The sequence below is a fragment of the Psychrobacter sp. YGAH215 genome, assembly GCF_007280595.1.
GTDB lineage: Bacteria > Pseudomonadota > Gammaproteobacteria > Pseudomonadales > Moraxellaceae > Psychrobacter > Psychrobacter faecalis.
The window spans coordinates 275,541-288,032 of record NZ_VKLR01000001.1 but is presented as its reverse complement, the minus strand read 5'-3'; the positions used below and the strand labels follow the sequence as shown (position 1 = coordinate 288,032).

10 protein-coding genes are annotated in these 12,492 nt (G+C 44.5%); 4 read left to right on the top strand and 6 right to left on the bottom strand.

Annotation, left to right across the window (positions count from 1 at the left end; translation table 11 throughout):
- Positions 1-28: 28 nt before the first annotated feature.
- Complete coding sequence (locus FOR85_RS01120; RefSeq protein WP_144296336.1) at positions 29-928, bottom strand: LysR family transcriptional regulator; 900 nt, start codon at positions 926-928, stop codon at positions 29-31.
- A gap of 254 nt (positions 929-1,182) precedes the next feature.
- Here FOR85_RS01120 and speB point away from each other — a divergent pair, with 254 nt between their 5' ends.
- The 4 genes from speB to FOR85_RS01100 all read left to right on the top strand — a co-directional run bounded on the left by speB (position 1,183) and on the right by FOR85_RS01100 (position 7,139).
- The gene (gene speB / locus FOR85_RS01115) at positions 1,183-2,151 is read left to right on the top strand and encodes an agmatinase (RefSeq protein ID WP_144296335.1); all 969 of its coding nucleotides are present in this window, start codon (positions 1,183-1,185) and stop codon (positions 2,149-2,151) included.
- Positions 2,152-2,272: 121 nt separating this feature from the next.
- Positions 2,273-4,015 (top strand): 5-guanidino-2-oxopentanoate decarboxylase, encoded by a 1,743-nt coding sequence (locus FOR85_RS01110; protein WP_144296334.1) that lies wholly within the window; start codon positions 2,273-2,275, stop codon positions 4,013-4,015.
- Positions 4,016-4,139: 124 nt separating this feature from the next.
- On the top strand, positions 4,140-5,546 hold the full coding sequence (locus tag FOR85_RS01105) for a YjiH family protein (RefSeq protein WP_144296333.1): 1,407 nt from the start codon (positions 4,140-4,142) through the stop codon (positions 5,544-5,546).
- A gap of 93 nt (positions 5,547-5,639) precedes the next feature.
- Positions 5,640-7,139, top strand: a complete 1,500-nt coding sequence (locus FOR85_RS01100) for an aldehyde dehydrogenase family protein (protein WP_223808450.1) — start codon at positions 5,640-5,642, stop codon at positions 7,137-7,139.
- Positions 7,140-7,228: 89 nt separating this feature from the next.
- Here FOR85_RS01100 and FOR85_RS01095 read toward each other — a convergent pair whose 3' ends face one another.
- From FOR85_RS01095 to FOR85_RS01075, 5 genes are all read right to left on the bottom strand, one after another.
- Complete coding sequence (locus tag FOR85_RS01095) at positions 7,229-7,762, bottom strand: DUF2058 domain-containing protein (RefSeq protein WP_102076920.1); 534 nt, start codon at positions 7,760-7,762, stop codon at positions 7,229-7,231.
- Between the two features lie 299 nt (positions 7,763-8,061).
- Positions 8,062-9,426, bottom strand: a complete 1,365-nt coding sequence (locus FOR85_RS01090) for an MFS transporter (RefSeq protein WP_144296332.1) — start codon at positions 9,424-9,426, stop codon at positions 8,062-8,064.
- 273 nt (positions 9,427-9,699) lie between these two features.
- Positions 9,700-10,479, bottom strand: coding sequence for a 3-oxoadipate enol-lactonase (gene pcaD, locus FOR85_RS01085; protein WP_102076543.1), 780 nt, complete (start codon positions 10,477-10,479; stop codon positions 9,700-9,702).
- Between the two features lie 82 nt (positions 10,480-10,561).
- Entirely contained in the window at positions 10,562-11,797 is a 1,236-nt protein-coding gene (pcaF, locus tag FOR85_RS01080; RefSeq protein WP_144296415.1) for a 3-oxoadipyl-CoA thiolase, read from the bottom strand.
- Between the two features lie 17 nt (positions 11,798-11,814).
- On the bottom strand, positions 11,815-12,480 hold the full coding sequence (locus FOR85_RS01075; protein WP_144296331.1) for a 3-oxoacid CoA-transferase subunit B: 666 nt from the start codon (positions 12,478-12,480) through the stop codon (positions 11,815-11,817).
- Positions 12,481-12,492: the final 12 nt, after the last annotated feature.

Below are 12,492 nucleotides of genomic sequence, written 5' to 3'. Positions count from 1 at the left end.
TATTATTATCCATTAAATGCTTGTCACTTTATAAAAGCCCAGTCATTTGCTGCAAAAAATCAGCGACGTGCTTATGCAGATTTTCTCGATAAGCCCAATGGTGTTTGACCTCATGGCTTGCCTCATTGGACAATAGTATTTTCATCATTCCTTTCTCTTCATAACGCTTGGCCAAATCATTGGGAAGGTAGCCGACGTGATGACCCGCCAAAATTAACTGTGCGGTCGCCTCCATATGATAAGTGGTGGCGCTTAACGTTTTTGGACGCACATGGTTGATACTTAGGTCAGTAATATAACCCCGTTTTATCCAAGGATAATTTTGTTCCAAGTCCTCAAAAGTTAAACCGTCTGCTTCATAAAACAGCGGATGCTCGCGTCCGCAGCAGACGACTTGCTTTTCGATAAATGCTGGCTGAAAGGTCAATAGGGGCGGGAAGCTGCTAAAATAACCCACGCCAATATCACTTTCATTGCTAAGTAACTTATCAAGCATACTCTCAGGGCTTTGCACATCGATAGAAAAGTGAATAAGCGGATTGTCGCGATAGCTGGCCGCTAAGCATTGATGTAACGCATCATAAAAAACCGTTGGCATTTGATCGATAAGACATAATCGAATATGACCGCCGCGTACCGAATCCAGTTGCCGAATATAGTGCAGTTGATGTTGAAAGCTGGCCACCGCCTCAATAAAGCTTAAGCAAGCCTCATAAACCGCTGCGCCGTCTTCGGTGAGCTTAAAACCTGCGCGCCCACGATGACAGAGCGTCATACCCAAACGATCTTCTAAATGGGTTAAATGACCGCTGATGACAGACGGGGTGACATTTAAGCGTGACTGCGCGGCGGTCACTCCTTGGCATTCTACGATGGCCATAAAGCTGCGCAAGGTCTTGATATCAATTTTTATCAATTCATCTAGCATTAAAGGTCATGTTCCCATATCTATTATCTTAATCTGTCTTAACCAAATTTTTTATAAAACTTCTATAAATAACGAATAAATCAAAGTTACTACGAAAAACCAGAAGTTTACTTCTGAATTTTACCATGGTCTCGCCTCTGATATTTAGGTATTGTCAGAGCTATAGAAAAAACGGCATAGACAAAAAGTAATATAGATAAAAAGTAATATAGACAAATTGTCTGTTTTGACCAATCGATACAAGGATGTAAGTGATGAAATTTAACCAACCACTAAGTGGCAACGACATGCCAAGATTTGGCGGCTTCGCTTCTATGATGCGCCTACCAACCCAAGCCGATGCTGAAGGGCTAGATGTAGCATTCGTTGGGGTGCCTTTAGATATTGGCGCCTCAAACCGTAGCGGTGCAAGATTGGGTCCGAGACAGATTCGCGATGAATCACGCATGATTCGCCCTTATAATGTCGCCACTCGTGCCGCGCCTTTTGAATCTTTACAAGTCGCTGACATTGGCGATGTGCCTATCAATACCTTTAACCTGCTAAAAAGTGTCGATATTATTGAGAAATTCTATACCGATAAAATCCTTAGCCATGGCGCTATTCCTTTAACGTTAGGCGGTGATCATACGATTGCCTTGCCTATTTTGCGCGCGCTCGCCAAAAAATATGGCCCTGTTGGGATGGTACATATCGATGCCCATGCCGATATTAATGATGAGATGTTTGGCGAGCAAATCGCCCATGGTACGCCGTTCCGCCGAGCTGTCGAAGAGAACCTTATCGATGGCAATCGTGTCGTTCAGATTGGTCTGCGTGGCACGGGTTATAGCGCTGAAGAGTTTGATTGGTCGACCGAGCAAGGCTTTCGCGTTGTGCCTGCTGAGGAGTGCTGGTATAAATCATTGACACCACTCATGGCAGAAGTGCGCGAAAAATTAGGCGACGGCCCTGTCTATTTAAGTTTCGATATCGATGGCATCGATCCGGCGTTTGCACCCGGTACGGGCACCGCTGAAATTGGCGGCCTGACGTCAACGCAAGGTATCGAAATCATTCGCGGTATGCGTGGACTTGACGTAGTTGGTGGCGATTTAGTAGAAGTGTCGCCGCCTTATGACCCGTTTGGCAATACTTCGGTACTGGCTGCGAACCTGCTATTTGAGATGCTATGTATCCTACCGGGCGTGCGCTATGACGATAAGGTTAAAGCCATTTATTAAGAATAACTTATAAACCTAAACTGCTCTTTACAAAAAATTAAAGGTCAGTTTAGGTTTAGCTTGGATTTGATACTGAACGACTTATTTACTTGCTATTGAATTTTTTTAGGATGATTAACTCATGACGCATTCTCTGCAAACGCCTTCTTCATTGCCAAATTCCGCGCCAACTGCCTCATCTCTAACTTGTGGTGAGCTGCTTGTTCAGTGGTTAGAATATTACGGGGTGGAGACGGTATTTGGTATTCCGGGCGTACATACGGTCGAGCTATATCGTGGCCTGCCCAATACCGATATTCGCCACGTGACACCGCGTCATGAGCAAGGCGCAGGCTTTATGGCCGATGGTTATTACCGCGCTTCTGGTAAAGTCGGGGTATGCTTTATTATCACCGGTCCCGGCATGACCAACATCATGACGGCGATGGCGCAAGCATTGGCAGATTCTATCCCGATGCTGGTGATATCTAGTGTCAATAAAGTGCAGCATACCGGCAGCGGTGAAGGGCACTTGCATGAATTGCACGACCAGCAAGGTATGGTCAGTAAAGTGGCGCTTATGAGTAAAACCATTTGGCAGCCTGAGTCGCTACCAAAAGTCATCGCCGAAGCTTTTGCGTTATTCAATGGCGCGCGTCCAGGGCCGGTGCATATCCAGCTGCCCATTGATGTGATTACCGCCGATGCCAGTCATGTCGCCAAGCCGCCTAAGCTAAATAAGCTAGGTGCTTCTCTAAACAGCCAATCTACTAATAATATTTTGACGCAACTACAAGCAAATAGACCACTACCTCATCCTGCGCAATTGGATTTGATTATTGAGCAGCTTAAAAGCGCAAAAAACCCAGTCTTACTTTACGGCGGCGGCTGCGTTGATGTTAATCATGACGCACAAAAATTAGCAGAACTTATCGATGCACCGACGTTTTTGACCATTAATGCCAAAGGTTTACTGCCACCTGCTCATCCGTTGAGTTTGGGTAGCAATCAGTCATTGGCCGCAGGTCGCGCCGTCATTAGCGGGGCCGACTTAGTATTGGCGATTGGTACTGAGCTTGGCGAGACTGATTATGACGTCTTCTTTAATGGTGGGTTCAAAATCAATGGCACGCTGATTCGTATCGACTGCGATGCTCAGCAATTACAGCGTCCGTTTAGAGCGGATATTGCGCTATTGTCGGATGCGCAAATGGCTATTAGTGGTCTATGTACGCGCTTAGAAAATCAACCGCTGCATCATCAAGCAGCACCGCGAGTAGCAAAGGTAAAGCAAGCGTTGATAGAAGAAATGACGCCAGATTTTGCTGGTCAAAACGCGCTACTACAGCTGATTCGAGATGAGGTGGAAGACGTTATCTTCGTTGGCGATTCAACCCAGCCTGTTTATAGCGGCAATCTTGGCTTTGAAGCGTTAACTACGCGTCGATGGTTTAACTCATCGACGGGCTTTGGCACCTTAGGTTATGGTTTGCCCGCTGCGATTGGTGCCATGATTGGCTCAAAAGCGCCCGTTATTAGCCTGATTGGTGATGGCGGTATTCAATTTACCATTGCCGAATTAATCTGTGCCGCTGAGCTTGAGCTACCATTAATTGTGCTGTTATGGAACAACCAAGGTTACGGTGAGATTCGCCGCTATATGCAAGAGGGCGGCTTGCCTTTGATTGGGGTCAATATTAAAACCCCGAACTTTGAGCCGTTAGCCGCAGGATTTGGCGCCGGTTATCGTCGAATCACAGATAAGCAGCAGCTGCTCGAGGCATTAAAAGAAGACATCAAAGGCAAACAACCAATTATTTATGAAGTCGATGAAGCCGATAAATTTCTTCTTGAAATGGGTAAAGGTTTTACCTGCTTTAGCTAAAGCGTAATTGCTACTAAAAATAACTTATAAAACGTTATCTAACTATTTGCGCAATGCGCTCAGTCTATGGATAGATTGGGCAGCCAAAAAAAATTGGCGCTCGTCGCCTATCAAGGAGGATTGAATGACGAACTATATCGATAAATCCCAGCAGCCAATCTTAGGCAACAATACCATCGTTTCAGGCACGCCGGAAGGGCTACATTGGCGTGCCTCCATGTGGAAGTTTTTGCTATTTTCAGCACTGGGTATTGCGCTGTTTATTATTCCCTTTCAGTGGGATGGCAAAGTCACCATTTTATTGGGCGTATTAACCGATACCTTGCAAGCAGTGCTGGGCAGTTATGTGGTTTACGCGGTATTGGCAATTGTGACGACCTCCTTTATTGGGGCGCTGGCCGTTAAGGTATTAAGACCCAATCTGCATGAAGGCTCTATGTGGGCAAAGCTTTTTGATGTCGATTGGTTTTGGCTTGGCGCGCGCTTTTTGGGCGTGCTGTTTGCGTGGATGATTTATTTACAAGTCGGCCCTGAATTTATCATCAATCGTAATACCGGCGGCGTGATTTTTGAAGACCTGATTCCTATCCTTATTCCTTTGTTCTTTTTTGCCATTTTATCCTTACCATTTCTGACTGATTTCGGTTTGATGGAGTTTTTGGGTACTTTATCTAGTAAAGTGTTCGTTAAATTATTTAGATTGCCGGGTCGCTCTGCGGTCGATGCCATGTCCTCTTGGTTTGGCGCCGCCTCTATTGGTCTGCTGGTGACCATGCAAGAGTATGATAAAAGCTACTATAGTCAGCGTGAAGCGGCAATTATTGCCACCACCTTTTCGGTGACGTCCATCGCCTTTACCTATGTCGTTGCCAAAACCATCGGCGTCGATAACCACTTTGTTTTCTTTTATCTGACCATTGCTGCAACTGGTTTTATCGCTGCGATTATTATGCCGCGTATACCGCCGCTGTCATTAAAACCTGACACTTATCATTCTGGCAAAAGTATGCTCGATGAAGAAATCCCTACTGAGTATTCTACTTACCAATGGGCGATCAATCGTGCCGTCACGCGCGCGCATTCTATGCCAAGCTTAGGGAAAGTGTTTAAGCATAGCCTAAAGAACTTATTTGATATTTATTTTGGCTTAATTCCAGTGATTTTTGCTATTGGCGTCATTGGTCTTGGTTTAGCAGAATACACGCCGGTATTTAATTGGCTCTCTGCGCCGCTCGTGCCATTACTTGAATTATTGCAAATTCCAGAGGCAGCAGAGGCGGCACCGGCGATGATTATGGGCTTTGCCGATATGTACTTGCCAGCCTTGGTTGGTAAAAGTATCGAGAGTGAAATGACGCGTTTTATCGTTGGTGCAGCTTCTATTACCCAGATTATCTATATGTCTGAGGTAGGCGCGCTGATATTGAAATCAAACATCAAGCTGAACGTCTTAGAGCTGTTTATGATTTTTATCTTGCGGACGCTGATTAGCTTGGTGGTCATTACGTCGGTGGCGCATCTATTGTATTAGTCGTGATTGCAACGCCTCATTTTGGCATTAAAAAAGCAGTGAACAGTTAGCGTAAAGACAACTTTATTAAACAATATAAGGCAACTAGTCATCATGGAAATAACAAATTCTTTATCCTTAACGAGAGCCGCCGCTCAGCAAAGCATGAAAAATGAAGTTAGGTTAAATGCCGCCTACATAGAGGGTGATTGGGTCACGATTGCAGCCTCTGAAACAGTAGATGAGCATGCTTTATATGATCCAAACTCCGGCGAAGTCATTGCAAAAACTCGCTTGTGTCGTAGTGCACAGGTAGACAGCGCCGCTTATGCCGCATCACGCGCTTATGCAACTTGGTCGCAAACCAGCGTCAATGAGCGCGCGCGTTATCTGCAGGCGATTGCAGATACGATGGCGCAGCAGTTTGAGAAGCTGGTTGGGCTGTCGGTATTGAATAATGGTAAGCCGATTGCAGAGGCGAAAATAGACGTGAGCGACGCCATTGCTTGTTATCGCTATTATGCCAATCTTGTCATCGAGCAGGCGACTTGGTCTAAGGTTGCTACAAACGAGACAGGTATCCGCTTATTAAAAACCTATGCGCCAGTCGGTATTTGCGCCCTTATCGTGCCTTGGAACTTTCCGATGGTGACCACCGCTTGGAAACTAGCGCCAGCACTGGCGGCAGGGTGTACAGTTTTACTCAAACCGTCAGAGGTGACACTATTGCCAGAATTGATGCTGGGCAATATATTGTCTACTATTAAGCTGCCAAGAGGGGTGGTTAACATTCTACCAGGCGCAGCAGAAGTGGGCGCAGCGATGAGCAGTCATCCACTGATTGATAAAGTGTCTTTTACTGGTAGTAATATCGTCGGTGAAAAAGTAATGCGCCAAGCAGCAACAGGTATCAAGGATATCAGTCTAGAGCTGGGAGGTAAGTCCGCTATTGTAGTGCGCGCAGATGCTGATATTAATTATGCTTGTGATTTAATCATCGGTGGTATTTTTACTAATGCTGGACAAATTTGTTCTGCGACCTCAAGGCTGCTCGTCCATCAAGACATTGCCCAGTCGTTATTTGATACACTGAAAACGAAAACAGAAAGCCTGAAAATTGGCGATGGTTTTGCTGCAGACACGCAAATGGGGCCGCTGGTTAGCGCGCAACAACTTGCGCAAGTCGAAAAGTATATCGATATCGCGGTTGGTGAAAATCTTATTTGCCTAACAGGTGGCGAGATACTAGACCGTCAAGGATATTTTGCAACGCCGACTATTTATACGAATGTGCCAGTAAGCAGTCAGTTATGGACAGAAGAAGTATTTGGACCAGTATTGGTCAGTACCACGTTTGCAGACGATACGCAGGCGATTGAACTTGCCAATGATAGTAAGTATGCCTTGGCAGCGACTATTGTCAGTGCTAATGAGACTGCAGCGTTAGAGATGGCGTTACAAATTCAAGCTGGTCATATTTGGGTTAACGAGCAGCAAATTGTAGTACCTGAAGCAGGTTGGGGCGGGTTTAAGCAAAGTGGCATTGGTCGCGAATTGGGTGCTGATGGCTTGTCTGCTTATCAGAAGAGTAAGCACGTTTTGCTACCATTGTAATTACTGTTTTTATTGCACTGTCAAAAAAAACCCTATATAGATATCTTATACAGGGGATTTTGGTTAATGCTTAGCCATAAAATGGTAGATTACCACATCAAATCATCTGGAATAACATAAGCGGCATAAGGGTCATCTTCTGCCAGCTCGACCTCTGACTTGTCATTCGACACCACAATGAAACCTTCGAGCTTGGCGTTGATACGATCAGCTAGTGGACGAGGAAGCAGCGCATAATCGTCTTCTAAGCGTGCAATCACCACATGACCTGCTACGATTTGATCATAGAGCTTTTGGGAGATATAAATCTTTTTAATTTTGCCATTATCAACAAACTGATAAGTGATGTCACCCTGCGTTTCTGTGATTTGATGTTGCCTAATCATTTGGATAACGTTGGCTCTTAGCGTTTTTTCTTCTAAAAGCTGCTGTTTTTCTTGATTGAGCTTTTGGTCTTTTTCTATTTTTTTGGCTTGAGCGTCTGCCAAGGCTTTTTTGGCTTCAAGATTTGATGCGTCACCTGTGCGCTTGGCATGCTGTGACTGTTTGCTGATTTTTTTGGCTTTTTTGCTATCCACCAATCCAGCTTTTAAGAGTTGTTCTTGTAGGGCGTTTTTGGCCATGTCTGTATTACCTAAGTACCTAAGTGAAATTGCCTAGATCCAAAATTATAGTGTTTAAAAAGGTTATGGTAGCAAATTTTGTGCAGTACTGTCACAGTCTGGCGTAAAAATCGTTCATTACGCCTTAAAAGAATAATTTTAAAAAGTAATTGTACATAATATCTCTCACATAAGGTTTAAAGATAAAGAGCTAAGCTTTTATTCAAATTGTCAAAAAGACGCACCCACATCGTGAGTACGCTAAAAGCTATATAGGTGTAATATAAAAATGCTTAAATAAAAATAGAGTTTAGTCAGATTTAGGTTGCTATAGGCGTATCTAAAGTTACTGGTTGTACCTTGCTTGTTTTGCCATCCACTGCTGCGCTTAAATTCACAAGGAAAATAGCAGTGGCTGCAATTAATCCTGGTATCGCGATAAACAAAAAGTTCGTCTGGTGGCTTAGCTCTAGTGTAAGTAACGCGCCAGTTAAGATAGGACCTACGATAGCACCAATACGACCAATACCTGATGCCCAGCCCATAGCTGTTGTCCGTACACTCGTCGGATAATACTGTGCGACAAAGGTGTAGAGTAGTATCTGTGAGCCGATAGTCGTAGCGCCTGCAATCGCGATCAGAGTATATAGTACTAGCTGAGGGCTGTTATAGCCAAGCAGTATCAACGCCGCAGCGCCTAGGGCAAACATGATGGCTAAGACAGGTTTAAGATGAAATTTATCAGCCAGTATGCCGCCGCCGATAGCTCCCACCATGCCACCAATATTGAGTGCAAATAAGAACAGCATGCTTGCACCTAGTGAGTAACCCGCCTGAATCATTAGTTTTGGCAACCAACTAGCAAGGGCATACACCATCAGTAAGCACATAAAGAAAGCGAGCCAAAACATGATAGTAGTGAAACCACGGTTTTTCAGAAATAAGGCTTTAATTGGTGCATCATCGCCTTTGGTCGGCTCGTCCAATAGCAAACTGGTAGAAGTGGTAATCGTTTCCTGCGGTGCCAATTTTTTAACAATAATTTTGGCTTCTTTATCTCGCTTCTCTTTTACCAAATACATCAAAGATTCAGGCAACATTTTCCAAATGATTGGTAAAAGTAGCATTGGAATGCCAGCGATATAAAACATAATCTCCCAGCCAAAATCTACCACCAAAAACGAGCCTAATAATGCCGATGCCATGCCTCCAATGGCATAACCACTAAACATTATAGCAACTAAAGTACTGCGAATACGTTTTGGTGCATATTCGGAGGTTAAAGCCACGCAGATAGGCATAACACCACCGATACCTAGGCCTGCAATAAAGCGCAAAGTGGCGAACTGTATTGGACCACCAGCAAAAGCACCAAGAAAAGTAAAGCTACTGAACAAGCCGACGCAAATCATAATGGTTTTTTTGCGTCCAATCTTGTCTGAGAGTGTTCCAAAAATCATGGCGCCAAACATCATGCCAAAAAGTGCAGCACTGGCAAGAAAACCTGCTTGTACTGCGGTTAATGACCATTCCTCCATGAGTAGGGGCAATGCTACACCATAAATAATAAGATCATAGCCATCAAAGATAATAATCAATAAACACCAAAATAAGACTTTCCAGTGAAAAGGTGCAAATTTGGCTTCATCAATAACCCTATTGATGTTTAAAGTAGGTGAGTCCATTCTTTTTTCTCCGTGGGTAATATCCCTATAAGTCTTTATTAAGTTATTGTTTTCTATCAAGCAAGTCAAAAACCATCTGAGTAATAATTTATACCTATAAAGTATAGATTTTGACGTAACTTAATAAAGGGCGGTGACATGTGGTAAAAGAGAAAAGCACCTACATATCCTTTAGATATGCAGGTGCTTTTCTTAAACCAAATGAAAGATTTAAGCTCTTATTTGTTAGACTATTTTTTATTACTAAAAAATCTGATGGTATCCGTAACTCTATTAGTCATGAAAATATTGTTTGATTAATTGATTGAACACGTCAGGCTGTTCAATATTTGAAATATGTGAAGCATCGATAGTCGCAAGCTTAGCATTAGGGATGTGTTCGACCATATATTGACCATCGGCAACCGTCGTCACTGGATCTTTAGAACCTGCAACCACCGTAACTGGCACGCGGATATCTTTTAGCTGTTCACGTGTATCAGCGTCAGATAATGCCTCGCAGCAGCTGGCATAACCCTCGCTACTGCCAGCTACGAGAGCGTCAGATAATGCTTTAACTACATCTGGATAATCATCGATAAAACTTGCTGTAAACCAACGCGAAGCAGCTGTCGATGCAATAGGTTCTAATCCTTTCTCACGTACCAATTTTGCCCGATCTACCCAAGCATCCTCATTGCCAATCTTCGCGGCGGTATTGCAAAGCATTAAGTGATGGAAGCGGTCAGGGTAATTGATAGCTAACCATTGACCCGTCATTCCGCCCATAGAGATGCCACAAAAAGACGCTTTATCGATGTTTAGATAATCAAGCAAATCAATAACGTCTTGTCCAAGCTGATCTAAACGATAAGGGCCTTTTGGTGCGGAAGATTTACCATGGCCACGGGTATCGTAGCAGATAATAAAGTAATCGTTTTGTAAGGCATCGATTTGCGGCTGCCACATATGATAGCTAGTGCCCAAAGAGTTAGAAAATATCAGAGCAGGATTGCTGCTATCGCCAAAAGTGGCATAGTTTAGGGCAACGTCTTTGTTGTCAAATATGGGCATCATTATTATCCTTTTTAATCATGGTAATGTCATTGCAGTAGTAATGGTGGGTGGTTTGAGCGATATTTATGAATAGCACTATCTAATCGTTGACAACCCGTTCAATAATCATCGCAATGCCTTGTCCAACCCCAATACACATCGAGCAAATAGCATAACGCTTATCAGTTTTCTCAAGTTGATTGAGTGCTGTTAAAATTAAACGTGCGCCTGAGGCACCGAGTGGATGACCAAGGGCAATGGCACCACCATTAGGGTTGACGCGCGCGCTGTCATCAGCTAACCCTAAGTCACGCGTACAAGCGAGAGCTTGAGCGGCAAAGGCTTCGTTTAATTCAATGACATCCATCTCATCAAGTGACAGTCCAGTTTTTACCAGTAGTTTTTTTATCGCTGGTGCTGGAGCAAAGCCCATAATACGTGGCTCAACGCCTACCGTAGTTGAGGCCACAATACGTGCACGCGGTTTTAGATTGAACTTTTTCACCGCTTGCTCTGATGCCACTAAAAAAGCCGCTGCGCCATCATTGATACCTGACGCATTGCCAGCCGTCACGGTGCCATCTGAGGTGACGATAGGGCGCAGTTTGGTCAACTTCTCAAGCGTGGTATCAGCGCGAGGGTGTTCATCGGTATCGACAGTGATAGGCTCGCCTTTGCGTTGCGGGATGCTGACTGGAGTAATCTCATCTTTGAAAAACCCTGCCTTTTGCGCCGCTGCGGTCCGTTGTTGACTACGTAGGGCAAAAGCATCTTGGTCAGCGCGATTGATATTGAATTGTTCTGCGACATTTTCAGCAGTTTGCGGCATGGTCTCCGTGCCATACAATTCGTCAAGCTTTGGATTGATAAAGCGCCAGCCCATGGTTGTATCTTCAAGCGTTTGACTACGATCAAAGGGTTTATTTGCTTTACCCATTACCAATGGCGCACGGCTCATGCTCTCAACGCCACCTGCGATAATCAAATCAGCTTCACCGGCTTTGATGGCGCGTGCCGCTATCGCTAACGCATCCATTGACGAGCCGCATAAGCGATTCACGGTAGTGGCAGGCACTCGATAAGGTAAGCCAGCTAGTAACGATGACATACGCCCGACGTTGCGATTGTCTTCACCGCTCTGATTAGCACAGCCGTAAATAACGTCATCTACTTGTACCCAATCGACATTGGCATTACGTTCCATTAACGCCTTGATAGGGATAGCTCCCAAATCGTCAGCGCGTATCTGTGCTAGAGCGCCGCCGTAGCGTCCAAAAGGGGTGCGAATGGCATCGATAATATAAGCATCATTTAAACCAGTGATTGAATCAGTCATCATCCTTGTCCTTTTTATTATTTTGAATTTGTAGCATCAATTAGCGTCGCACCCGTCAATGCTTGTAAGTCCGCAAAGCTTAAGCCATCGACCATTTCAGTGACGGCTAAACCTTTATCAGTGACATCAATGACACATAAGTCAGTATAAATACGATCAACACAGTTTTTGCCAGTCACAGGGTAGGTAAGCTTGCTAACGATTTTAGGGTCGCCAGTCTTGGTGGTGTGATTGGTCATCACAAAGACTTTTTTGGCACCGACGGCTAAATCCATAGCGCCGCCAACAGCCGGTATTGCATCTGTCGCACCGGTGCTCCAATTGGCTAGATCACCATTTTCAGCCACTTGAAATGCACCTAGTACGCAGATATCAAGATGACCACCGCGCATCATCGCAAAAGAGTCGCCATGATGAAAGAAGCTTCCGCCATCGAGCATGGTGACATACTCTTTTCCGGCGTTAATCAGTTCGGGATCCTCTTCACCTTTGGCAGGTGGTGGTCCAAAAGCTAGTAAACCATTTTCTGAATGCAAAAATACATCTTTATCATCCGGTAGGTATTGGGCAATTTTGGTCGGTAGTCCGATGCCTAAATTGACATAGGCACCATCTGGAATATCTTGTGCAGCACGCTCGGCGATTTGATCGCGGGTCAAAACGGTGTAGGAAGTATGGCTCATGATGACGCTCCT